Origin of the sequence: Saccharothrix syringae (assembly GCF_009498035.1) — a bacterium.
GTDB lineage: Bacteria > Actinomycetota > Actinomycetes > Mycobacteriales > Pseudonocardiaceae > Actinosynnema > Actinosynnema syringae.
In genome coordinates this window covers 3,456,124-3,479,583 of record NZ_CP034550.1, presented here as the reverse complement: position 1 = coordinate 3,479,583, position 23,460 = coordinate 3,456,124, and the positions used below count along the sequence as shown (strand labels likewise).

Below are 23,460 nucleotides of genomic sequence, written 5' to 3'. Positions count from 1 at the left end.
GGTGGACGGTCAACGACTGCGGACGTCCTTGGCGGACGCGGCGGCCGGGGTGGCGGACCTCGTTGTCGGTGCCGTGCGAGGCAGCGGTGCGATCGGTCTTGCCGCGTACGTGAACAGCTTTGCGGACACGAAGGTCGCCATGGGGGCGGTCCGGTTGGTGGGCGCGGATCTGTTCGCCCCGCACCTGCTGCTGGGCCGCCCCGTGGACACCGGCGACGCGGCGGTCATCGCCGACTCGTTCGCCGTCTTCCCTTCGGGCACGGGCGGGGAAGCCGATACCCGTGAACGGCGCGTCACCGCGTGGCGGGACTGGGCCACCGGGCGGATGCTGTGCCATGCCAACGTGGAGGTGTCCCCGTCGCGAGCGGCATCGACGCCCGCCGCAGGAACCGTGGCGATGCTGTTGGGCAGGTCACGGGACTGGCGGGAGTGGTCGGCGAATGCGGCGGCACTGTGCCCCTTGGCGCTACCGGGCGTGGGCGGCCCCGTCCAGGAGGCCGTGGCCGAGGGAACGCGACCGCTGGCGCAAGGCACGACCAGGGCGATGCTGCGCAGGGACTTCGTCACCGCCGCGCGGCTGGTGCGGTGGCTGGCGCTGCTGACGAGCGCAGGGGTGCGGCAGCCGCTGGACCCGATCCAGCTGGTCGAACGCATCCGGTTGTACGGCGGCTCCGGATCGCGGCTGTCACTCGACTTGACCATCGCGCGCACGATCCTCGGGATGGAGCCCGCATGACCGCACCGGTGGCGGCGGTCGCCCACCAGGTGGCCGACCGCGCCCTGACCTTCCTGTACGCGCACCGGGACCTCAACACCTTTCCCGAGGACATGCCGGTCGAGCCGGACGATCCTGACAGCACGTACAAGGCGCTGGCCGAAGCGAGCCTGGCGGCGGCGCTGGTGCTGCGGGAAGGAGTGGCGGGAACCGAACAGCTGCACCGCGCCCGGGAACTGGTGGACTTCGGCTGGCGACAGGTACGCGAAGGCGACCTGCTCTACGACCGCCAGGTGCGGAACTGGCTGATCACCGACCCGGTCGAGTGCTACGCCCACTTCACCTGCACGGGATACCGCCACGTCGCCTTGGACGAGCTGATGGCCCACAACGCGACGGTGCGCTCGATGCCCGAACTGCTCCCCAACCGGCGGCTCGGGGTCGCCAACGCCTACCGGGTTTCCGGCACCCCGACCGATGACGACTGGGACGCCATGCTCCGCGCGACCTGGCTGGGCGCGACACCGCCGCCCTGGTCCATCGATTGGGACACCGCGTACTCGATGACCCACACCGTCTTCCACGTCACCGACTGGGGCGCCAAGCCCCACGGCCTCCCGGCCGACATCGCCGACTACCTCCGCACCTGGCTGCCGGTGTGGATCGACGTGTGGTCGGAGGTGCAGGAGTGGGACCTCGTCGGCGAGCTGCTCATCGTGGGCGCCTGCCTGCCCGAGCCGCGGTGCGATCTCGCGGAATGGCGGCGTTTCGCCGCCGCGCAGCACACCGAAGGGCTCATGCCCCGCAACGGCAACCCGGTTGACGACGATGGCCCCCGGCGGTTTTTGAACCACCAGCACGCCACCGTCGTCGCGGCGGTGGCCGGCACGCTCACCCTGTCCCGGCTGCTGAACCACGACGGATGACCGTGGCGCGCGACCGGGACCTCGACGGGGTGCTCCTCCCGCTGCTGTCTGTTCCCCAGGGCGCCACCGGCATGGCACTCGCGGCTCGGCACGGGGACCAGGAGGCTTTCCTCGTCGCCGGCACCACCCGCCACGACCCCGCGCCACCGATCACTCCGGACACGCGGTTCGAGATCGGATCCACGACGAAGACCTTCACCGCGTTGCTGCTCGCCGACATGGCGCACCGCGGCGAAGTCCGTTACGACGACCCCGTCGACCGCTACCTCCCGCCGGGCTGGCGCCTGCGACAACGAGCCCCGGTCACGCTCCAACACCTCGCCACGCACACCTCAGGTCTACCGCGATTCCCACTGGGCATCGTGGTCACAGCCTTGCCGACCTGGTACTCCAACCCCTACCAGGGGTTCGGGCCCCAGCAGGTCCGGACCACTCTGAGCCGTATCCGGCTGCGATCGACGCCGGGTTCGCGGTTCCGCTACTCCAACCTCGGCGTCGGGCTGCTCGGATGGCTGCTCGCCGAAGCCGCCCACCGCCCCTTCGAGGACCTGCTCGCCGAACGCGTTCTCCACCCACTCGACCTGGCCCGCACCAGCAGCGCGTCCACCCCCCAAGCCACCGGTCACTGGCACGGCAGACCACGACCGGCCTTCCGGATACCCGGTCTCCCCGCCGCCGGGGCACTGCGCTCCACCGCCCGCGACCTGCTCCGCTACCTCACCGCACACCTCGCCCCCGACGACGCGCCGTCGACACCGCTGGCGCAGGCGCTCACCGACGTCACCCGCCCCCGCGTACTCCTGCCCCATGACGACGGCCACCTCGGACTGGCCTGGTTCCACCGGACCAGCGCGGACCACGACCTGCTGTTCCACGCCGGCACCACCCGCGGGTTCACCGCCTTCGCCGGATTCAGCCCCCAAACCCACACCGCACTGGTCAGCCTGGTCAACACCTCTGCCGGCTCCAGCAGAACCTTCATCCAACGCTCCTACGACACCTTGGTCGCCCTGGCCGCGCGGACCGGTGAGGACGCCGACCGCGATCGCGGGGATCGGCCCGCGAAGCACGTACCCGTCTGGGACTGTAAGTAGCTGTTTTCGAGCTATTGGTGTTGGGTGAGTCGGCGGCTGGTGATGCGGATCATGGACCAGCGGACCATGGCCTCGTGGTGGTGCGGGAGTCGTTCGTAGTCGCGGACGCAGCGGCGGTGTCCGGTGATCCGGGCAAGGCTTCTTTCGACCACCCACCTTTTGGGCAGCACGGTGAAGTACGGCACCTGCGGGCGTTGCACGATCTCCACCGCCAGGCAAAGGGTCTTCCGCGCCCAGTCGATCAGGGGTCCGGTGTAGCCGCCGTCGGCCCACACCGGCGACACCCGCCCGCCGACGGTGTCGCGCAGGCGCCGCAGCAGGCTGCGGGCGGCGACCCGGTCCTGTGTCGAGGCCGGTGTCACGAGAACGGTCACCAGCAGGCCGATGGTGTCCACGACGATGTGCCGTTTGCGGCCGGCGACCTTCTTGCCTCCGTCCCAACCGCGGGTGGCCTTCCCGACGGTGGCGGCCGCGCACACCGATTGGGAGTCCATGACCGCCGCCGACGGTGCCGCCACCCGGCCCTCGGCCAGGCGCACGCGGTCGCGCAACGCGTCGAACAGCCGCTGCGACGCACCGACCCTCTCCCAGGCGGCGAAACGCTTGTGGAGGCGTCGGCCAGGGCGGGAAGTCCGCCGGCAGGGCACGCCACGTGACGCCGTTGTCGACCACGTACGGGATCGCGTCCACGATCAGGCGGCGGCAGTGCTTCTCCCACCGCCCACCTCGACCCGCCAGGCACGCCGGATCGGGCAACAGCGGGTCCAACTCGGCCCACCGGGCGTCGGTGACGTCGGTCGGATACCGGGCCGTCCGCACGGTGGGCTGGTGGGAGGCGGCCAGGCGGCAGCAGAGGCCACCCGCGGTGGAGCCGCCCGCGGGCATCGGGCACGACAACAACGGAACTCCTGGCAGAACGGCGCTTCGACAACGTCCGATCTCCCAGGAGTTCCCTCGTCTGCGCACCAAAGAGCCGTCACCTGCCCAAGCTCGGAAACGGCCACTAAGCTTGACTCTGTCGGTGATCTTGGAACGGTCAGCGTGTTGCGGAGGGTGACCGACTGGTAGCAGTAACGCTTCCGGGGTCGGTAAAGTCGTAACGCTCCCCAAGGTGGTCGGATGTCCTTACCGGTCGGTCCCCGGTCCGCGGTGGAGGTCCCGGAGCTCACCGCGCGGATGGCGCGCGCCGGCAATCCCGGTGGCACGACGGCGATGTGGGTGCGTGACCGTCTCGGCGGCCTGTGGCGCGACGAGGACTTCGCCGACTGTTACTCGCGTAACGGGCGGCCTGGCCTCTCCCCTGCCCAGTTGGCCACGGTGAGCGTGCTGCAGTTCCTGCTGGGCCTGTCCGACCGCGGCGCCGCCGAGGCCGTGCGCTGCCGTATCGACTTCACGTACGCGCTCGGTCTGGGGTTGGACGATCCCGGTTTCCACCACAGCGTGCTCGGCGACTTCCGCGACCGCCTGCTGTGGGCCGGCCGGGCGGACCACCTCTTCGATGTCGCCCTGGCCCGTCTGAAAGACGCCGGACTGGTCCGCGAGCGCATCACCCAGTGCACCGACTCCACCCGCGTCCTGGCCGCCGTGTGCGACCTGACCCGCCTCGAATTGGTGACAGAGGCGGTGCGCGCGGCCCTCGGTGGAACTCGCCCGCGTCGCCGACCACGCGCTGCACGGCCTGGTCGACGAGCACTGGGGCCGCCGCTACGGCCGCCCCGTGCGCTTGGGCAAGAACCCGACCCGGCCCGAGACCAGGATTAATGCCACCGGGGCGGACGCCCGCCACCTGCTCGAACACCTCAGCCGTAACCATCCCGGCCTGCTGGACGTCTTCCAGGTCCAGGCTCTGCGGCAGGTGCCGGTGCAGAACTACCACCGGGATGCCACGGGCCGCCTGCGGTGGCGTGAGGACGAGCAGGGCAGCGGTCTGCCGCCGTCGGCGCTCCGGATCGTCTCGCCCTTGCGACCCGACGGTGCGCTACGCGCGTCGTGGGCAGGTCACCCGCCGGCAGGGGTTCCTCGCGCACGTGACCCCAGACCTGCTCCGGCGACAGCCCGAACGTGATAACCGATGTGGCCACAATGCCCGCCACCAGCTCCGACGCCGGGGTCCTGCCCGGCATCCACATCAGACTGCAGCATCGGGGCCTGCGGCCCGACCGGCATCTGGTCGACGGCGGCTACACCTCCCTGGTCCACCTGGAGCGGGCCGAACGTGAACACCGGATCACCGTCATCGGACCACTCCCGGGAAATCCCACCCACCAGCACCGGAAGAGCGAAGGTTTCGCCCGCGACGACTTCCGCATCGACTTCGACCGCCGCCAGGTCACCTGCCCACAAGGCCAGATCAGCAGAGGCCGGCACGGCCCCTACTGATCTTTTCGTTTCGGGGTGATGGTGGGTCTTGCCTGCGGGTGTATGCCGGTGGCATGCGCTATCCCGATGGTGGTGGTCTGACCGCGAAGCAGCGGGCCCGGCGTGAGCAGGTCCGGTTCGAGGCCGCGGAGCTGTTCGCCCGAGGTGTCGGCCCGCCGCAGGTCGCGAAGCTGTTACGGGTCTCGTGCAAGTCCGCCTATGCCTGGCATGCCCGTTGGCGGGCCGGTGGGGTGGAGGCGCTGGCATCGAAGGGTCCGTGTGGGAGGCGGTCGCGGATGCGGCCGCAGTGGCGGGACTGGCTGGGAGAAGAGCTGGACAAGGGCCCGGCGGCGCACGGCTGGGACGAGGAGCAGGGCTGGACCCTGGCCCGGGTCGCCCTGGTCATCGCCCGACGCTTCCACGTCCGGTTCAGCCCCGCCCAGACCTGGCGCATCCTGCGGCAGATGGGCTTCACCCCGCAGCTTCCCGCGCACCGGTCGGCCGAACGCGACGAGCACCGGGTGGCCACCTGGGTCCGCACGACCTGGCCCCGGGTGGGAAAAGAATAAAGGCCCGGGACGCGTGGCTGTGCTTCGCCGACGAGTCCGGGCAACTGCTGCGCCCACCGCGGGCGCGCACCTGGGCCCGGCGTGGCCGGACGCCGGTGTTGCGGGTGCGCACCGCGGGCAAGGCGCGCCTGTCCCTGGCCGGTCCGGTCTGCCGCAAACCCGGCCACCGGACCCGCCTGATCTACCGGATGATGGTCCACCGCGGCCGCAAGGGCGAGAAGAAGGGCTTCCGCGAAGCGGACTTCGCCGCCCTGCTGGACGCCGCCCACCGGCAGCTCGGCGGGAACATCGTGCTCGTGTGGGACAACTACACCCACCACGTCGACGCCCTGATGCGCGGGTTGATCGACAAGCGGACGTGGCTGACGGTGTTCCGGCTGCCGTCCTACGCCCCGGAGCTCAACCCGGCCGAGGGCGTGTGGGCGCACCTCAAACGCAGTCTGGCCAACCTCGCCCCGTTCGACATCGACGCCCTGGCCGCAGCGGTCCGCACCCGCCTCAAACGCCTGCAATACCGGCCCGACCTGCTCAACGGCTTCATCGCACAAACCGGACTTATCACTACGCCACCATGACGTCACCCTGAACCGAGAAGGTCAGTATCCGACATCCTCGCCGACCTCGGCCCCGCTGATCGTGGCCCGCTTCACCACCAGCCAGTGCCAACCCTGCCCGGTCCGAGCCCAGTGCACCACCTCCCGTGCTTCCGCGCGCAGCGTGGGCTTCCCTCCGAAAGAACTGCTCGAACTGCAGCTGCGCAACCGCGCCGAACGACAGGAACCGGCCTGGCACAAGCGCTACGCGGTGCGTTCCGGCATCGAGGGGACCATTTTCGAGTTCACCCACGGTCATGGCATGCGCCGCTGCCGCTACCGAGGACAGAGCAAAACCCACCTACAGCACGTGCTCACCGCCATCGCGGTCAACATCGAACGCCTCAGCCGGCAACCTCCCGGCACAAACGCGCCCCCACGACCACCGACGGCCTTCCAGGACTACCTCGATCAACAGGACATCCCACGCCAGCGCTCCTGGCGAGCCGCCGGCTGACACAGCAGCGACCAAGATCACCGACAGAGTCAAGCTAAGGCCGCGATCCGCACCCTCGCCCGCACCCGGGCCGCCGAGCCGGCCGGCCGGGGGATCCGCGTCAACGCCCTCACCCCCGGCTTCGTCGAAACCCTCGGCGGGGACGAGCTCCGCGCCGCTTACCCGCACGGCGACGGCCCCACCGCGGCCGAACCCTCCCCGCTCGGGCACGCCGGCCACCCCGACGAGGTCGCCGCCACCGCCCTCTACCCGGCCGGCGACCAGAGCACCTTCACCACCGGCGCGGAACTGCTCGTCGACGGCGATGTCACCCAACTCCAGCCGCAAGTCGCAGAGGGGACCCGGTGATCGCCGCCACCGGCCAGCCGGACCGGTCCCCCACGCCCCGTGCCGCCGCTCCCGGGGCGGTCCCGCTGGGTGACGCCGGAGCCGGATCGCCGCTCCAACGGTGGGGTTTTCGGGTGACCGGCGCGGGACCGGGTTGCCGGGCGGGCCGGGGTCCGCACACCGTGGGAGCGGGAGCCGGGGACCGGTTCCGGAGCGGGTCGCGTCGCGGAGGTGCCGATGAGCAGGTCGGATCCGGCTCGGGGCGCTGCCCCGGAGCAGCCGTGAGCGTGTTCGACCTGCCCCGGCTGCACTTCGGCGGCACGGCGCGGACCAGCCTGCCCACCGGACCGCGCAGCGGCCTGGTGGACGTCACCACCAACACCGCGCTCACCGACAGCGGCCCGTTCCCGGTGGGGCGGCCGGCCCGCGAGTACCACCAGTACCTGGTGGACCGGGGCCCCCGGTACGACGCCGCGGGCCGGCCGTGCCCCGACGGGGTGTTCAGCGCGACCGCGGGCTGGAACTTCGGCGGCAGCGGGCACTTCGCGATCGACGCGACGATCACCGGGGTGGAGCGGGAGGCCGGCCGGCTGGACCCGGACGACCCGCTGGTGGGCCGCTGCGTGGACGTGTGGGGCCACCACAACGAGTACCTCGCGACCACCGTCAACCGGGCGCGGGTCTTCGACGTCGACCCGACCGCCGCGGACACGATGACCCTGGTGGTCGGCCAGTTCGGCTTCGGCCGCGCCGGGCGGTCGCACGACGTCGGGTACGCGGTCACCGGGCAGGTGGCGGGCACGTCGCCGCCGCGGTGGCAGAACCCTGATCACGTGCCCGACGTCGGCGAGCACTTCCTGGCGGCGGAGCTGCGCAGGTCGGTGGTCTACCAGTTCGTGGTCGAGGAGCCGCGGTGGCTGGACGGGACCTCCCCCGCGGTCGAGCACCTGGAGGCGGCGGGCGACGGGCTGGTGGTCCAGTTCGCGCTCGGCCACATGTCCCCGCCCACGGCACCGGACACCCCGAACCTGTGGCGGCTGTGGGGCACCATCGCGCCGTGGCGCGCGGCGGAACTGCGCACCCACCCCGCCGGGCGGCTGCTGGTGCCGTGCGGCGGGCGCACCGGCTTGCACACCCTCAGCGTCGACGTGGCGCCGACGCACGTCACGTTCAACCTGATCACGGCCGTGCCGCGGCCCTGGCGCGGTGGCGACCTGCTGCTGCGCACGGCCGGGTCCGACGAGCTGGTCGCGACCGTGCCCGAGAAGGTGCACGAGCACGCGCCGACCAGCGGGATCGTCACCGTGCCCGCGGCGTCCGGTGCCCGGGCGGCGAACGACCAGGCGTTGCGGGTGGTCCACCTCGACCGGCACGGCCACCCGGTGGAGCTGCTGCGCGAGGTCGAGCTCAACGTCCAGTCCGACGACGCCGCCCTGGTCCTCGACCACACCGACGGCACCCCCGGGCACGACGCCCGGGTGACGTTCCGGGCGTTCCTGCGGGGCCGGCCGCACCCGGCCGCCCCCGTCGTGCGCCAGCGGCACGACCTGCTCGCCATCGGCGAGGTCGACGTCGACGGCACCGGTCTCGGCGGCTTCACCGTCCGCGGGCTCCGGGCCGGTGTCACCCGGGTCGAGCTGGGACCGCACGGCGTGGTGGCGGTCCGGGTGCTGCCCGACGACCGGGAGCTGGACGACATCCCGGAGCAGGACGTCACCTTCGAGCTGGTGCACGAGAAGGTCCTGGCCTACTACGAGCTGGTGTCCTCGTTCATGCGCACCGAGGTGTTCAGCCTCGCCGACCGGTGCAGGGTCGAGACCTACGCGACGCTGATGTGGCAGATGTGCGACCCGCGCAACAAGGGCAAGACCTACTACATGCCGCCCACCAGGGACCTGTCGGCGCCGAAGGCGCGACTGCTGCTGAAGTACCTGCGCCGCCAGCAGCACCGGGCGCCGCGCCCGATCGCCGCGGAGACGTCGTGGACGCCGCCGATCACCACCCGCGGCGAGCTGGTCGCCGCGCTGCGCCAGGCCGTCACCCTCGAACTGGCGGTGATGTTGCAGTACCTGTACGCGGCGTACTCCGTGCCGACCTACGGCGTCGGCACGGAGTGGGTGCGCGAGGGCCGGTGGACCGCGGAACAGCTCGAACTCGCCTGCGGCGACGGCGGGCGGACGCTGCGCACCGGCATCCGGGGCGGCCTGCTCGGGGTCGCCCGCGAGGAGATGGCGCACTACCTGGTCGTCAACAACGTCCTCATGGCCGTGGGCGAGCCGTTCCACGTGCCCGAGGTGGATTTCACCACGATCAACGCCCGCCTGCCGCTGCCGGTGGACTTCGCGCTCGAACCGCTGCACCTCGGCAGCGTGCAGCGGTTCATCGCCATCGAGGAACCCGACGACGGCCGACCGGGCGGCGGGCCCTACCGGTCGCTGAGCGAGCTGTACGGCGCCATCCGCGACGGCCTGACCCGGGTGCCCGACCTGTTCGCGGTCGAGCGCGGCCGGGGCGGCGGCGAGCACCACCTGTTCCTGCGCGAGTCGATCGACGCGACCCACCCCGACTACCAGTTCGAGGTGGACGACCTGTCCAGCGCGCTGTTCGCGGTCGACTTCGTGACCGAGCAGGGCGAGGGCGGCGTGCTGCCGGCGGTCGGCGACCCCGGCCCGTCGCACCACGACACCTTCCGCCGGATCGCCGACCTGCTCATGACCGAGCACCTCCGCGGGGGCGGCGGGCGGTGGCACCCGGCCCACCCCGTGCTGCGCAACCCGACCACGGGCACCGGTCCCGGGGTGGGGCAACCCGTCACCGACCCCGGCACCGCGCGGGTCATGGCGCTGTTCAACAGGTCGTACTACCTGATGCTGCTGCTGACCGCGCAGCACTTCGCCGAACGACCCGACACCAGCCTGCGCCGGTCCGAGCTGATGAACGCCGCGATCGACGTGATGACCGGGGTGATGCGGCCCCTCGCCGAGCTGCTGGTGACGCTGCCCTCCGGCGTTCCCGGCCGCACCGCGGGCCCCTCCTTCGAACTGCCGGAACCGCCCGTCCCGGTGTCCCGGCCCGACGTGGCCCGCCGCAGGATCGCACGGGAGTTCGCGGACCTCGCGGCGCGGTGCCGCCAGGACGACCGGGTGCCCGACCGGGTGGCCGGGATCAGCGCCCACCTCGCGGCGCGGTTCGGCGGGCCGCCCCGCTGACCGACCCGCGACCCGCCCCCGAGACCCTGGGAACCGACATGACGAACCTGGTCGACATCCGGCTCGACGTGAGCCCCGGCGACGTGCAGGAGCGCCTGCTCGACGTGGCCCGCCGCCACCCGCTCGCCCGCGTGGCCTGGGCCGGCGGCGAGGTGTGGCTGGTGAACGACCCCGAGCTGGTCCGCCTGGCGTTCCGCGACCGCCGGCTCACCAAGGAGGCCGACGCGGCGCCCGACTGGTTCGACGACGCCACCGGGATGATCGGCTCCGCCCAGACCTCCCGCGCCGCCGCGCTGATCACCAGCGAGGGCGCCGAGCACACCCGGCAGCGGAAGCTGCACGCCGCGGTCTTCTCGGCCCGGCACCGGGAGCGCTGGGAGCAACTGATCACCGAGGTCGTGCACGACCTCCTGCGCACGCTCGACGGGGAGGTCGACCTGGTGCCCCGGCTCGCCTACCCGCTGCCCGTGGCCGTGATCAGCGCCGTGCTCGGGCTGCCGCCGGAGATGCGCGAGCCGCTCGTCGAAGCCTGCCGGCTGGTCACCCACGGCGCGGACGACGCCGAGCGCGAACGGGGGCGGGTCCAGCTCTACGGCGGCGTCGGGGCCTTCCTCGGCCCGCGACGGCACGAGCTGCGCCCCGGCATGATCGCCGACCTGCTGGCGCTGCACGAGGCCGACGGGTCGGTCAGCACCGTCGAGATCGCGACCTGGACCCCCGGGCTGGTCATCCCCGGGCACGAGTCCACGACGAGCGTGCTGGCCGCGCTGCTGGCCGACGTGCTGGACGAGCCACCGGACAGGCGCCCGGCCACCGCGCGGGAGGTCGAGGCGCGCGTCGAGGCCACCCTGTGCGCCAACCCGCCGTTCCCCCTGGCCACCTGGCGGTTCACCACCTCCCCCGTACTGCTCCAGGAGCACGAGATCCCGGCGGGCAAGCCCGTCCTGCTCAACATCTCCGCCTTCAACCACGCCTCGCCGCCCACGGCGCACTACACCTTCGGCTACGGCGCCCACTACTGCGTCGGCGCGGCACTGGCGCGCGCCGAGCTCCGGATCGCCCTGACCGAGTTCCTCCGGGAGTTCCCCGACGCCACGCGGACGACCGGCGAGACCCGCTGGGTGAGCGGGTACGCCATCCGGCAGCTCACCTCGCTGCCGGTCCGCCTCGTCCCCGCCGGGGGCCCGGCCTGACCCGGTGCGTCACCCCGGCCAGCCGGTGCGCAGCGGCAGGGTCCGCGGACCGTGGAAGATCAGGTCGTGGTGGTAGCGCACCGGTTGCCCGGCGGCGTGCGGCGCGGGCAGAGCCCGCACCAGCGCGGTCAGGGCGAGCTGTGCCTCCAGGCCCGCCAGGGCGGCGCCCAGGCACCGGTGGGCGCCGTAGCCGAACCCGCAGTGCCCGCGGGGCGCCCGGTCCAGCCGCAGCTCGTCGGGCCGCGCGAAGCGGTCGGGATCGCGGTTGGCGGCGCCGAGCACCAGCACCACCTTGTCGCCCGCCCGGACCCGCCGACCGCCCAGCACCACGTCCCGCGCGGCCCGCCGGCTCACCATCTGCACCGGACCGTCGTAGCGGATCAGCTCGTCCACGTGGTCGGCGGTGAACACCGGCCGCGAGCGCAGCACCTCGGGGTGGTCCAGCAGCGCCAGCACGGACTTGCCGATCAGGTGGGCCGTGGTCTCGTGGCCCGCGGTGAGCAGGTGCACGCCCGTGCCGGCGACCTCGTCGGGGGTGCACCCGGCCCGCACGAGCGGCGCGAGCAGCCCGTCCTCGGCCGGGTCGGCGGCGGCCCGGCGGAAGTAGCCGCCCAGGTCCCGGGCCGCCTCCTCGGCGGCGGCGTAGTCGCCCTGGCGGGTCGAGCTGGCCTGCTGGAGCGCGAGCGCGCGCCGGTGCAGCCACTCCCGGTCGGCCGCGGGCAGGCCGAGCAGGTCGCACATCACGTGCAGCGGCAGCCTGGTCGCGAAGTCGGCCACCAGGTCGATCTCCGGTCGGCCCGCGAGGGCGGCGACGAGGTCGTCGGCGACCCGTTGGATTCGCGGGCGCAGGGAGCGCACCGCGGCGAGGGTGAACCGGCCGGCGAGCACCGACCGCAGCCGCGTGTGCCGCGGCGGGTCGAGGAACACCAGCCAGTCGCGCACGAGGCGGGTCAGCGCGTCGCAGCCGGGCGGGAAGACCAACCCGCCGCGGGTGAAGTCCGCGCTACCCAGCGCCTCCACCGTCGGCCGGTGGCCGAACACGTACCACGCGCCGCCCGCGGAACTCCAGTGCACCGGTTCCTCCGCGAGGTACCGCCGGTACCGCGGGTAGGGCCGGATGATCTCCTCCCGCCCCAGGGAGCGGTGGTCGAACGGCGGCAGGTCGGACCGGTGCGCGCCGGGCACGTGGAGCACGCTCACACCGACACCGCCGTCCGCGCCCGGCTGTCCAGGTGGATCTGCCGCGCGGCGTCGACCGCGGACCGGATGGCGCCGTCGATCCACGCCGGGTTCGCCGAGCAGTGGTCGCCCGCGAAGTACAACCCGTTCTCCGGGCTCGCCGCCCGCAGCCGCTCCTCCGCCCGGCCGGCGTCGTCCAGCTCCCACTGGCTGACCGCCGCACCGCTGCTCCACCAGTGGTGGCCCCAGGCCATGCTGGCCGCGCCGATCACCATGCCGGGCTCCAGCAGTTCCGGGTGCATCCGGCCCACCTCCCGCAGCACCGACTCGTGCCGGTCCTCCGCGGGCATCCGGCCGAAGGACTCGGCCTCCTCCCCCAGCGTGTAGCTGGCCAGCAGCACGGCCCCCTGCGCCGGGTCGCACTCCGCCGGCACGTAGTAGGTCTGGCGCACGCGCCCGCCGCTGAACGACGCGCCGCCGGAGATCCCGTCCCGGGTCCAGAACGCCTCCCGGCAGTGGAAGGCGACCTTCGTGGCCGGCCAGTAGGTCATGCCGCGGATGGCCTCGACCTTGGCCCGGCTCAGGTTGCGCAACCGGATCCGGCGCAGGACCGAGAACGGCAACGTGCACAGCACCCCGGGGCAGCTCCGGGTGACCACGCGGTCGCCGGTGCGGACCTGCACCAGCACCCGCTCGCCGCACACCTCCAGCCCGACCACCTCGCACCCGAGGCGCACCGGTGACCGCAACCGCGACACCAGCGCCTGGACCAGCTGGTCCATCCCGCCTTCGAGGCGCACCAGGTCGGGACTGGTCTCCGACAGCACGTCGTCGACGAACCGGGCCAGCCGGCCACCGCAGCCGGCCCGGGCCCCGGGGTGCGCGGCGAAGAAGGCGTGCAGGTCGACCCGATCGCGGTCGGCGCCCACCACGAACGGCGCCAGGTCGACCCGGTCCACCGCGTCCAGCAGCTCCGCGGTGAAACCGCGCTCGCGGAAACCGGCCGGGCCGATCGCGTTGCCCATCGCGGTCAACCACGCGCCGAACAGCACGGTCTCCTCGCGGTAGCGGCTGTCGGCGAGTTCCGCGCGGAAGTCCTCGACCAGGATGCGCGCGGCCTGGCCGAGGCGGACGAAGCCCCGGCTGGTGGCGTGGTACGCCCGCGGTTCGGAGAACAGGGTCCGGAACGGCCGGAGCTTCCCGGACAGGCCCAGCCGGGCGATGTAGTCCAAGGTGTACCGGTGGTCGCCGGGCACCCGCATGGCGCCGAGCTCCACCAGCGGCCCGGACCCGCCGGCGCCGAAGCGGTGGGTGAAGATGCGACCGCCCACGCGCCCGCTGCCCTCCAGCACCTCGACCCGGTGCCCCAACAGCTCCAGCTCGTGGGCCGCCACCAACCCCGCGATGCCCGCGCCCAGGATCATGATCGGCGGGGCGTCCGAACAGGGATCGGCCGCGGGGCAGCCGACCGGCATCACGACGCGGACACCGCGCAGTGGACCGGATCGTGCCGCCTCGCCGGGATGATCGGTGGCGAAACGGCGGTCGACCACGTGCATGCCAGGCATGAACTCTCCTCGAATAGGCACCTCAGCGACCACCCCCACCCTCGTTGCGCCACCACGGTGAGCAGAGTTCCCTTGTCCCAGCAAGTCCGCCAGCCTTGCGGCCACTCGAAATTCCCACCGTCGGAGCGGATTCCGGGACACCGGTCACTCAGCGGAACCGGCGCGCGCGCAGGGGCTGCGGAGTCGTCCGGGGAACACCGGCCCGCCCCTGTCCCCAGTGGACGCGGGAACGGACCGCGACTCGTTACCCGATCGGATGGCCGAAGGTGTGCGCACCCCGTGCGGCCAGCAGAATCGACGGGAGGAGCGGACCGATCACGACGATGTCCCGGAGGTGGCTCCCGTGCCCACAGGCAGTGCACCGCCCCCGACCCGCGGAACGGACGTCCTGGTCGTCGGGGCCGGCCCGGTGGGCCTGGCGATGGCGCTGGACCTCCGCTACCGGGGGATCGACCACCTGGTCGTCGAGCGGCGGGACGGACGGATACCCCAACCCGGGGTGAGCACGATCGGACCGCGGTCGATGGAGCTGTTCCGGCGGTGGGGGCTGGCCGACGACATCCGCGCCGCGGGCTGGCCGCCGGACCACCCGCTGGACATCGCCTGGGTCACCCGGGTCGGCGGGCACGAGCTGCACCGCTTCGAGCGGGGCAGCGTCGCCACCCGCCCGGAGTTCCGGCACACGCCGGAACCGGACCAGGTCTGCCCCGCGCACTGGCTCCAGCCGCTGCTCGTGGGCGCGGTGGGCAGGGCCCCGGACGGCCCGCTGCTGCTGAGCCACCGGCTGGACTCGTTCACCCAGGACGACGACGGCGTCACCGCGCACGTCACCGACCTCGGCACCGGCACGGCGAGCGTGGTCCGGGCCCGGTACCTGGTCGCCTGCGACGGCGCCTCGTCCCCGGTCAGGCGCTGGTGCGGCATCGACGCGCCGGCGCGGCACGAGGCCAGGGTGCTGCGCAACATCCTGTTCCGCGCGCCGGAGCTGACCCGTCACCTGCGCGAGCGCGGCCACCGGCCGGCCATGGTCTACTTCCTCATGCTCTCCAATGAGCTGCGCTACCCGCTGCGCTCGATGGACGGCGGGGAGCTGTTCAACCTGACCGTGTCCGGTCCGGCGCTGACGGCGGACCCGACCGCGCTGCTGCGGGACGCGATCGCGTTCGACACCCCGGTCGAACCCGTGGCCGACGACGAGTGGCACCTCACCCACTGGGTGGCCGAGCGCTACCGGCACGGCCGGGTCTTCCTGGCCGGGGACGCCGCCCACACCGTGTCGCCGTCCGGCGGGTTCGGCATGAACATCGGCATCGCCGACGCCGCCGACCTGGGCTGGAAGCTGGCCGCCCACCTCCGCGGCTGGGGCGGGGAGCACCTGCTGGACAGCTACGAGGCCGAGCGGCGGCCCGTCGCGCTCGACAGCCTCGAAGCCGCCAACCGGCACCTCCAGCGGACGTTGGCCCGCGCGCTGCCCGTCGACCTGCGCGCGGACACGCCGGAGGGCGAGCGCCGGCGCGCGGAGATGGCCGAACGGCTGCGCGCCAGTGGCGCCGACAAGGAGTTCGACAACCCCGAGGTCCACTTCGGCTACCGCTACCGGTCCCCGCTGGTCATCGGCACCGGCGCCGAGCTGACACCGGAGTGGCGACCGGGCAGCGACCCCGGTTCCCGGGCCGCGCACGCCTGGCTGCGGCCGGGGGTGTCCCTGCTGGACGTGTTCGGCGAGGGGTTCGTCCTCCTGTGCTTCGGGCACGACCCGCGGGGCACCCGGGAGGTGCGGGAGGCGTTCGACGCGCGGGGCGTCCCGCTGCGGGTCGTCGAGTGCGGCGACCCGGAGTTGGCGCGGTTGTACGCGTGCCCGTTCGTGCTGGTCCGCCCGGACGGCCACGTCGCCTGGCGGGACGAGCGGCTGCCCGCGGACCCGGTCCGGCTCGTGGACGCGGTCCGCGGTTCGGTCCTGGCGGCCGTGCCGTCGGGCTGACGGCCCGCGCTACGGGACCGGTGCCCCGGTGCCCACGGGTACCGGGGTACCGGTCCCGGCGGCGATCCGCTCCAGGCGCGGGACGAGGTCCTCCACCGGCGGCAGCGCGAGCATGTGGCGCTGGGCCAGTCGGGCCCGCGCGGTCACCGCCGCGTCGTCCAGCAGGGTCCGGCACGCCGCGGCGATCGCCCCCGCCGAGCCGTCGGTCACGTGCAGGCCCAGGCCGAGTTCCCGGACCCGGGCGGCGTTGGCGAACTGGTCCCCGTACCGGGGCAGCACGGCCATCGGCACGCCGGCCGCGATCGACTCGCGGATGCCGTTGTAGCCGCCGTGGGTGATGAACAACTGGGCGCAGCGCAGCAGCAGGGGCTGGGGGACGTGGTCGGCGAGCCGGACGTTCCCGGGCACCGGCGAGTCGGCCGGGACCAGGCCGCCGGTGGCGACCACGCCGACGCAGTCGGTCTCGGCGAGCGCGGCGACGACGGCCAGCAGGGCCGACCGCGTGTCGGCCTGCACCGCGACCGTGAACGGGTCGACGGCCTGCGCGTGCAGCACGGAGATGACGGTCCCGAACGACGCCAGCACCAGGGGGCGGTCCGCGGGCAGGGCGAGGACCCAGTCCGGCAGGACCTCGGCGCGGTCGACGGCGTCCGGCTGCCGGCAGGTGATCGCGTCCGGCAGGTGGGCGGGGGCGAACGAGTACGACGCGGGCATGAAGTCGAGCCGCCCGTGGCGGTAGAGCGGTTCGAGGTCGTCCCACTCCGGTCGGCCTAGCTCGCGCCTGCGCTCGTTGAGCAGGACGAGCAGGTAGTCCGGGGGGAGCGCGTTGGCGCTGCCGGCCGGGGCGGGGACGTGCGGGACACCGAGGTCCTCGGCGAGCAGCACGGCCGCGAACTCCGCCTCGCCGCGCAGCACGAGGTCGGGGCGGAACCGGTCGGCCACCGCGGCGAGGGCGTGATACCCCTCGACGATGTGCGGACCGGCGAAGAGGCGGACGCCCACCTTGCGGGCGAGGGTGGCCGCGTCCTCCCCGGCACCCCGGCCCGCCTCCGCGAGGGCCGGGCTCACGTCGGGGATCAGCGGCGGCAGGTCCGCTCGGGCGCGGAACGGTTCGCCGTCGAACACGCGCAGCAGCGGCACCGTGGTCGCCACCAGGACCTCGTGCCCCGCGCACGCCAGGGCCCGCGCCACCGGGAGCAGCGCCCTGGCGTGGGAGACGGCGGTGGTCACGCAGCACAGCACCCGCATGGCGTGCCTCTCGGGTCGCCCCTGATCCGATCACCGCCCGGTGACCGTCACCTGTCGACGACCACGGTAAGGCGAACCGGGTCGCGCCACCTGAGCACGCACCCGAACGGGTCGTTGGGCGGACGGGCCCCGACCGCCGACCGGGTCGCCCGGCGTTGAACTCCACCAGTCCCGGGTGGACCGGTGCCGCACCACCGGCGCGGTGGGGCGGACCGCGCGTGGTCGCGCACCGGCGCCGGCAGGCGGGCGAGGGTGGTGACGTCGTCGCGTGGGAGCGGTTCGAGGAGCAGGCCGCCGACCACCTCGACGTGCCCGGGCGGCACGGTCGCGAGCAGCGTGCGCCCGGCACCCGCCCCTCCCCTCCGGCACGAGGCCGTGACGTGCCGCACGTCACTTTGCTTCGAATTCGAAGCAGGTCTAACCTCAGTCCCAGATGCTTCGAGTTCGAAGCAAATGACGAAGGAGAGTTGCCATGAAGGCAGTGCGCTTCCACGAGTTCGGCGGCCCCGAGGTCCTGCGCCACGAGGACGTCGAGCAGCCGGTCCCCGCGGCCGGCGAGGTCCTGGTCCGCGTCACGGCCACGACGTTCAACCCCGTCGAGGGCAACATCCGCCTGGGCGTCATGCAGGGCCCGATCCCGGTCGAGCTGCCGCACACCCCCGGCCTCGACGTCGCCGGCACGGTCGACGCGCTCGGCGAGGGCGTCGAGGGCCTCGCGGTCGGTGACGAGGTCGTCGGCTTCCTGCCCATGACCAAGCCCGGCGCCGCGGCCGAGTACGTCCTCGCACCGGCGGCTGTCCTGACCCCGGCACCCAAGGGCATCCCGCTGGCCGACGCCGCCGCGCTGCCCTTGGTGGGCCTCACCGCCTACCAGGCGCTCTTCGACCACGGCCGGCTCAAGGCCGGGCAGCGCGTGCTGGTCAACGGCGCGGGCGGACCGGTCGGCGGCTACGCCGTCCAGCTCGCCAAGCAAGCCGGTGCCCACGTGATCGCCACGGCCGGCCCGCGCAGCGCCGAGGCCGTGAAGACCGCCGGCGCCGACGAGGTCGTCGACCACACCACCACCGACGTGCTCTCCGCGGTGACCGAACAGGTCGACCTGGCGCTCAACCTCGCGCCGGTCGCCCCGGAGGTCCTGGCCGGACTGGTCACCGCGGTCCGCCCCGGCGGAACCGTCGTCAACACGACGATCTGGATGCCCGCGCCGACCGACGAGGACCGCGACGTGCGCGGCGTCAACCTCTACGTCCGCAGCGACGCCGAACAGCTGGCCGAGCTCGTGGCGCTGGTCGACTCCGGCGACCTGCGGGTCGACGTGGCGCGGCGGGTGCCGCTGGCCGAGCTGCCGGCGATCCACGCCCAGGCCGCGTCGGGCGCGGTCCACGGCAAGGTCGTCTTCCTCGTCCCCGGCGCCTGACAGCAGGAGAAGACCACGCCTCCCGGGCCGGATTCCGCGATCGTCGCGGCGCCGGCCCGGTGGCGGGCGCGATGCGGGCCCCACACCCGGTTCGACCGCCGGCCCTGCCCCTGACCGAGGGTTCGTGGCCCTGATCTCAGTGCTTCCCCCGGCGGTGGCGGTGGGGACACCCCCAGTTCCCCGACCACACCTGATCAGGTGCAGCGGAAAGTTGCGCAGCCCGCGTCAAGATCGGCGATCATCCCCCGGACGCGGGGGTGTTGATCAGCCCGGCTGGTAGGGTCGTACGCGTGGATCTGGACGGCATCGCTGCCCGACTCGGGGTGCCCGTTGAAGACGTCGAGCGCGTGCACCGGCTCGCGGGCGACCTGCCCTCGGCTCCACTGCCCGCCAAGGCCGACGCGCCCGCGATACTCGCCCGGCTCGCGGTGCGGCCCGACGACGCCGCCGAGATCATGGCCGGCTGGCCCGATCTCGGCTCTCCGCTGTGGACCCCGGAACTGCGCTGGCTGCTCGACCGCTCCACCGCCCTGGTCCGCGCCGACCTCGGCGGCCACGGCTGGCTGGTACCCGGTCCGGAGCTGCCGCGCGACCGGGGCCCGGCCTGGCGGCACCTGTACGTCTACGCCTACCTGGCCCTGGTCGAGGTCGCCGTGGGATACCACCGCGACCACGGCATCGCCGAGGCCGTGTCGTGGACGACCCTGGCGGACCTGGGCCGCAACCTCGCGGTCGACCGGAGGATGCGCGGCGAGGGCTGGCCGGTCATGCAGAGCTGGCTGACCCTGCACGCGCGCGGCGGCCTCTACGAACTGGGCCGGCTGCAGTACCAGCGCGGTGACACCACCCTCGGCCTGCACATCCCCGAATCGGGCCCGCTGACCCCGCAGGCAGTCGAGGCATCGCTGGACCAGGCCCGCGCGTTCTTCCCGCGCCACTTCCCCGACGAGCACTACACGACGTTCTCCTGCGGCTCGTGGCTGCTCGACCCGCAACTGCTGGACTACCTGCCCGGGGACTCCAACATCGTCCGGTTCCAGCAGAGGTTCGAGCTGGAACCCTACGAGCAGCCCGAGGGCATCGACGCCGACGTCGAGGTGCTGCGGTTCGTGTTCCGCACCCTGACCACACCGCTGGACCAACTGCCGCGCCGCACCGCACTCCAACGCGCGGCCGTCGACCACCTGAAGTCCGGCCGCCACTGGCAGTGGCGCCGCGGCCACTTCCCGATCTAACCGGAGCAACCCCGCCCGGCGCGAAGACCTCGCTCAAAACCCGTCGTGCCGGCGAGCGGGTGTCAGCCGGCGGATCGCCGTCCGACGATCGCGGTCAGCCCTTCGGTGCCGCGACCGGCCGCGATGAGCGCCTCGATCCTCGCCGCCACCTCCGGTAGCCCACCGTCACCGAGACGTCCCCCGGCTCGCAGTTCCACGAGGTGGCGGACGACCGCCAGGTGCTCGGTGAGGTTCGCGGGACCCGCCGGGTAGGAGGCGTGCAGCATCTCCGACACGGTGGCGGGGACCGCCGCGACCACGTGGTCGAGCTGGGTGTTCGCCGTCCGGGCGAACTCCTCCACGTCGATGCCGGCCTCGCGTACCGTGTCGAGGGCTCGGAGCAGCCCGAGCTGGGCGTCGTACCACACCCCGAAGAGGGCGAGGTCCCAGACCGCGGCCGCCTCCGGTGCTTCTCCGACCAGGCGTGGCCTGCCCAGCAGTTCGAAGACCGACTCGTGCTGCTCGAAGGCGTGGCGGGAGCCGCTGTACAAGATCGTTGCGGTATCGGTGCCGATCACCTCGGGCGAGACCTGGATCCCCGCGCCGACATACCGCGCGCCCAGGCTCGCGACCCGCTCGGCGGCTTGCCGCGCTTCGCCGGCAGTGCCGGTGTACATCCCGACGATCGTCCGCCCGGACAGGTCCACGTCCAGGTGGGCGAGGCACTGCTGCACCGCCGCGTAGTCCTTGAGCGTCAGCAGGACGAGCGGACTGGACAACACCGCCTCCCGGAGCGACCGCGCCCGCAGCGCCCCCGCGGCCACCAGCCGGGCAGCACGACTCCGAGTCCGGTTGTACACCGTGACCTCGTGCCCACCGTCAAGCAGCCGACGCACCACCGCACTACCGATGGCCCCCGTACCGATCACCGCGACCCTGGCTGCCGACTTCTCGATCTCGACCATGGCACGATCCTGGAACCTCGACCATGCTGGAGGTCAAGCCGGTGGCTCACCGCGACGCACCGCCATGCCGCGAAGCGAGCGCTTGAACCCTCGAATGGCCGTGCAGCGGGAGCGAGCTTCGGGGGCAGCCAGAACAGGGTTTGGTGAGCAGAAGGCGGCCGGCATGACGGGAGGTCGTGACAGGGGGTCGCCTTCGGCACGGCCCTGGTCGAGGTGGCGGGCCAGCAGGGTGGCGCTGCCGGTGCAGCCCAGTTCCCGGATCTCCGCGAGTGGAGGGGTGACCGGGGCCGCGGGATCGACCACGCGGCGGGAGCAGTCGGGCAGGGCGCGGCGGACGGCCTCCGCGGGTGGCCGAGCGACGCTGGTGGCGCTCCAGCAGTCCGGGAACTGTTCCCGGAAGGTCTGCCGTCGACAGCCCAGCACCGCGCAGACCAGTCGCCGGGCGCGCACGTCACCGCCGACTGCGGGTCGGACCCGATCACGAGACAGCCCCCGGAGCCGGCGACCCGCGCAACGCACGGCGTCGTGGAACCCGTTGCTGCGCAGCAGTTACGCAATGCCGTCGTGACCGAGTTCGGCGCGGGCCACGCCACCCCTGCACGCGCGTCAGGTCGGTCCCGCGATGCACCGGCCCTGGTCGGAGTTCCCACCGTTCGGGGTCGCCGTTCACGATGAACGTGCGGCCGTCGTGCTCGACGCGCTCGTGTGCCCGGATCGGGGGCTCGAAAACGCGTTATGGGCCGGTGCGCCCAGCGACGGGCACTCGAATGGCGGGCGGCCGGACGAGTGGTGCACTGCAATTCGCACCGATGTTTGTCGCTGAGCCGATCGGATCTGTCACGGTGAGTCCGCACGGTGCAGTGAAAGGGCCTTCCGGCCTGCGGTGATGGGCCTTTCGGCCTCTGTCGGGGTGCTCTTTTCCGGGCACAGCATGTAGGGCCCGGTCGCCGCCCGCCCTGGACGGGCCCCGGCCGCACAGCAGGTGTCCCCCCGCCCCGGTCCGGCCCTTGCCCCTCGACCTCGACGGGAGTGGCGCCCCCATGCCGGCGGGGCACCGCGTGGTGTCCCGCCGCGTCGAAACGAGGTTACCGTGAACACGCTGTCCCGACGATTACTCGGCTCCGTCGGCACCGTCGCCGCCGCCCTGGCCCTCGTGCTGGGCACCACGACACCGAGCTGGGCCGTCGCCCCGTCCAACGACGACTTCGCCAACGCCCGGGTGGAGACCAGTTCGTTCACCGACAGCCTCAGCAACGTCGACGCGACGACCGAGAGCGGCGAGCCGGTGCTGTCGGACTGCACTTTCGATCCGGAATTCCCCGCCACGAAAACCGTCTGGTACGGATTGACGATCACCGCCGGCACCGAGGTGTCGGTGAGCACGGCCGGCTCGAACTTCGACACGATCGTCACGGCCTACACCGGCACCGACCTCGGCTCGCTGTCCGAGATCGCCTGCAACGACGACGAGAACTACCCGTCGACCCTCACGTCGCTGATGGAGTTCACGGCGAGCGCGTCGACCACGTACTGGATCCAGGTCGGCGGCGTCCCGAACAACGGGGGCAATGCCGGCAACCTGGCTGTCGACGTGGTGCTGACGGCACCGGCGGAGACGGACATGTCGGTGTCGGTGACCGACTCCCCCGACCCGGTATCGCTGGGTAACAACGTCACCTACACCGTCACCGTGTCCAACGCCGGCCCCGCGACCGCGACCGGGGCCACGGCGTCGAGTTCGCAGCTCCAGGGCGACGCGCTGGGCATCGTGTCCGTCACCCCCAGCCAGGGTTCGTGCACCGTCAGCGGCCCGAACGTGTTCTGCACGCTGGGCACGATCGCCGCCTCCGCCTCGGCCACCGTGACCATCGTCGGCACCCCCGCCTCCACCAGCACGCTCCGCTTCGTGTTCGTCGCGGGCAACTCCGGCCAACCCGATCCCGACACGAGCAACAACGCCCGCCAGGAATCGACCACGGTCAACAACGCGCTGGGCTGCACCATCGTCGGCACCAACGGCAACGACACGATCACCGGCACCAACAGCGCGGACGTGATCTGCGCCCTGGGCGGCAACGACACCATCAACGGCCGCAACGGCAACGACACCATCTACGCCGGCGACGGCAACGACTCCAGCTACGGCGAGGACCTGCTCGGCCTGCTCGACAACGGCGCCGACACGATCTACGGCGGACCGGGCAACGACACCCTCGACGGCCAGAACGGCAACGACACCCTCATCGACCACGACGGCACCGACAGCCTCTCCGGCGGCAACGGCAACGACAGCATCGACGTCCAGGACGGCGTGGGCGGCGACACCGCCAACGGCGGCCTCGGCACCGACACCTGCCTGGCCGACACAGGCGACACCACCACCGGCTGCTGAACCCCGCCGTTGTGCGGCACCCGCGGACCGGGTGCCGCACAACGGCCTCGTCCGC

General features: G+C 72.8%; 19 protein-coding genes and 2 pseudogenes. 15 read left to right on the top strand and 6 right to left on the bottom strand.

The annotated features are described in order from the left end of the window. Position 1 precedes the first annotated feature (1 nt). The 3 genes from EKG83_RS15655 to EKG83_RS15645 are packed head-to-tail and all read left to right on the top strand — an operon-like array spanning position 2 to position 2,735. Positions 2-736: a hypothetical protein gene (locus EKG83_RS15655; protein WP_051765855.1), complete on the top strand. Its 735-nt coding sequence runs from the start codon at positions 2-4 to the stop codon at positions 734-736. After that, entirely contained in the window at positions 733-1,641 is a 909-nt protein-coding gene (locus EKG83_RS15650; protein ID WP_033431267.1) for a DUF6895 family protein, read from the top strand. The genes EKG83_RS15655 and EKG83_RS15650 overlap by 4 nt, the downstream gene beginning before the upstream one ends. Next, positions 1,638-2,735, top strand: a complete 1,098-nt coding sequence (locus EKG83_RS15645) for a serine hydrolase domain-containing protein (RefSeq protein ID WP_084716416.1) — start codon at positions 1,638-1,640, stop codon at positions 2,733-2,735. Before EKG83_RS15650 ends, EKG83_RS15645 begins: the two co-directional genes overlap by 4 nt. An 11-nt stretch (positions 2,736-2,746) precedes the next feature. Here the strand turns inward: EKG83_RS15645 and EKG83_RS15640 are convergent, their stop codons facing one another. Both EKG83_RS15640 and EKG83_RS49615 read right to left on the bottom strand, forming a co-directional pair. Beyond that, positions 2,747-3,382, bottom strand: a complete 636-nt coding sequence (locus EKG83_RS15640; RefSeq protein ID WP_211269109.1) for an IS5 family transposase — start codon at positions 3,380-3,382, stop codon at positions 2,747-2,749. Next, a pseudogene (locus EKG83_RS49615) lies at positions 3,333-3,620 on the bottom strand (transposase); the annotation flags it as partial. The pseudogene EKG83_RS49615 and the gene EKG83_RS15640, both read right to left, overlap by 50 nt. 234 nt (positions 3,621-3,854) lie before the next feature. Between EKG83_RS49615 and EKG83_RS47790 the strand changes: the two are divergent. The 8 genes and pseudogenes from EKG83_RS47790 (at position 3,855) to EKG83_RS15605 (ending at position 11,441) form a co-directional block, all read left to right on the top strand. Continuing rightward, positions 3,855-4,496, top strand: a complete 642-nt coding sequence (locus tag EKG83_RS47790; protein ID WP_211269110.1) for a transposase — start codon at positions 3,855-3,857, stop codon at positions 4,494-4,496. 321 nt (positions 4,497-4,817) lie between these two features. After that, positions 4,818-5,114, top strand: coding sequence for a hypothetical protein (locus EKG83_RS47785; RefSeq protein ID WP_211269111.1), 297 nt, complete (start codon positions 4,818-4,820; stop codon positions 5,112-5,114). Between the two features lie 53 nt (positions 5,115-5,167). Beyond that, positions 5,168-5,662 carry a winged helix-turn-helix domain-containing protein gene (locus tag EKG83_RS15630; protein WP_153278143.1) on the top strand — a complete coding sequence of 165 codons (495 nt, stop codon included), beginning with the start codon at positions 5,168-5,170 and terminating at the stop codon, positions 5,660-5,662. Further along, entirely contained in the window at positions 5,623-6,237 is a 615-nt protein-coding gene (locus EKG83_RS15625) for a transposase (protein ID WP_228122874.1), read from the top strand. The genes EKG83_RS15630 and EKG83_RS15625 overlap by 40 nt, the downstream gene beginning before the upstream one ends. Positions 6,238-6,298: 61 nt before the next feature. Further along, positions 6,299-6,712 carry a transposase gene (locus tag EKG83_RS15620; RefSeq protein ID WP_211269112.1) on the top strand — a complete coding sequence of 138 codons (414 nt, stop codon included), beginning with the start codon at positions 6,299-6,301 and terminating at the stop codon, positions 6,710-6,712. A gap of 42 nt (positions 6,713-6,754) precedes the next feature. Further along, positions 6,755-7,060 (top strand): annotated as a pseudogene (locus EKG83_RS49610) (SDR family oxidoreductase); the annotation flags it as partial. A gap of 260 nt (positions 7,061-7,320) precedes the next feature. Beyond that, positions 7,321-10,248 (top strand): ferritin-like domain-containing protein, encoded by a 2,928-nt coding sequence (locus tag EKG83_RS15610; RefSeq protein ID WP_033431270.1) that lies wholly within the window; start codon positions 7,321-7,323, stop codon positions 10,246-10,248. Positions 10,249-10,286: 38 nt separating this feature from the next. Beyond that, complete coding sequence (locus tag EKG83_RS15605; protein WP_033431271.1) at positions 10,287-11,441, top strand: cytochrome P450; 1,155 nt, start codon at positions 10,287-10,289, stop codon at positions 11,439-11,441. Positions 11,442-11,450: 9 nt separating this feature from the next. Here the strand turns inward: EKG83_RS15605 and EKG83_RS15600 are convergent, their stop codons facing one another. Next, complete coding sequence (locus EKG83_RS15600; protein ID WP_051765857.1) at positions 11,451-12,641, bottom strand: cytochrome P450; 1,191 nt, start codon at positions 12,639-12,641, stop codon at positions 11,451-11,453. Then, a complete protein-coding gene (locus EKG83_RS15595; RefSeq protein WP_211269113.1) occupies positions 12,638-14,188 on the bottom strand; it encodes a flavin monoamine oxidase family protein in 1,551 nt (516 codons plus the stop codon). Before EKG83_RS15595 ends, EKG83_RS15600 begins: the two co-directional genes overlap by 4 nt. A 343-nt stretch (positions 14,189-14,531) precedes the next feature. Here EKG83_RS15595 and EKG83_RS15590 point away from each other — a divergent pair, with 343 nt between their 5' ends. Beyond that, complete coding sequence (locus EKG83_RS15590) at positions 14,532-16,169, top strand: FAD-dependent monooxygenase (RefSeq protein ID WP_051765859.1); 1,638 nt, start codon at positions 14,532-14,534, stop codon at positions 16,167-16,169. A gap of 9 nt (positions 16,170-16,178) precedes the next feature. On the opposite strand, the gene EKG83_RS15585 is transcribed toward EKG83_RS15590, so the two are convergent. After that, positions 16,179-17,399 (bottom strand): glycosyltransferase, encoded by a 1,221-nt coding sequence (locus EKG83_RS15585; protein WP_228122626.1) that lies wholly within the window; start codon positions 17,397-17,399, stop codon positions 16,179-16,181. 490 nt (positions 17,400-17,889) lie between these two features. Between EKG83_RS15585 and EKG83_RS15580 the strand changes: the two genes are divergently transcribed. Both EKG83_RS15580 and EKG83_RS15575 read left to right on the top strand, forming a co-directional pair. Continuing rightward, positions 17,890-18,834: an NADP-dependent oxidoreductase gene (locus EKG83_RS15580; protein ID WP_033431272.1), complete on the top strand. Its 945-nt coding sequence runs from the start codon at positions 17,890-17,892 to the stop codon at positions 18,832-18,834. Positions 18,835-19,124: 290 nt separating this feature from the next. Continuing rightward, positions 19,125-20,069, top strand: coding sequence for an acyltransferase domain-containing protein (locus EKG83_RS15575; RefSeq protein WP_033431273.1), 945 nt, complete (start codon positions 19,125-19,127; stop codon positions 20,067-20,069). Positions 20,070-20,131: 62 nt separating this feature from the next. Here EKG83_RS15575 and EKG83_RS15570 read toward each other — a convergent pair whose 3' ends face one another. Further along, positions 20,132-21,013 carry an NAD(P)-dependent oxidoreductase gene (locus tag EKG83_RS15570; RefSeq protein ID WP_051765863.1) on the bottom strand — a complete coding sequence of 294 codons (882 nt, stop codon included), beginning with the start codon at positions 21,011-21,013 and terminating at the stop codon, positions 20,132-20,134. Positions 21,014-22,103: 1,090 nt separating this feature from the next. Between EKG83_RS15570 and EKG83_RS15565 the strand changes: the two genes are divergently transcribed. Beyond that, positions 22,104-23,405 (top strand): DUF11 domain-containing protein, encoded by a 1,302-nt coding sequence (locus EKG83_RS15565; protein ID WP_153278142.1) that lies wholly within the window; start codon positions 22,104-22,106, stop codon positions 23,403-23,405. Positions 23,406-23,460 lie beyond the last annotated feature (55 nt).

Bases quoted from the DNA above. Each gene is read 5' to 3' on its own strand.
- EKG83_RS15630 (WP_153278143.1), top strand. From the start codon at position 5,168: ATGCGCTATCCCGATGGTGGTGGTCTGACCGCGAAGCAGCGGGCCCGG.
- EKG83_RS15570 (WP_051765863.1), bottom strand. From the start codon at position 21,013: ATGGTCGAGATCGAGAAGTCGGCAGCCAGGGTCGCGGTGATCGGTACG.
- EKG83_RS47790 (WP_211269110.1), top strand. From the start codon at position 3,855: ATGTCCTTACCGGTCGGTCCCCGGTCCGCGGTGGAGGTCCCGGAGCTC.
- EKG83_RS15605 (WP_033431271.1), top strand. From the start codon at position 10,287: ATGACGAACCTGGTCGACATCCGGCTCGACGTGAGCCCCGGCGACGTG.
- EKG83_RS15645 (WP_084716416.1), top strand. From the start codon at position 1,638: ATGACCGTGGCGCGCGACCGGGACCTCGACGGGGTGCTCCTCCCGCTG.
- EKG83_RS15595 (WP_211269113.1), bottom strand. From the start codon at position 14,188: ATGCCTGGCATGCACGTGGTCGACCGCCGTTTCGCCACCGATCATCCC.
- EKG83_RS15650 (WP_033431267.1), top strand. From the start codon at position 733: ATGACCGCACCGGTGGCGGCGGTCGCCCACCAGGTGGCCGACCGCGCC.
- EKG83_RS15580 (WP_033431272.1), top strand. From the start codon at position 17,890: ATGAAGGCAGTGCGCTTCCACGAGTTCGGCGGCCCCGAGGTCCTGCGC.
- EKG83_RS47785 (WP_211269111.1), top strand. From the start codon at position 4,818: ATGCCCGCCACCAGCTCCGACGCCGGGGTCCTGCCCGGCATCCACATC.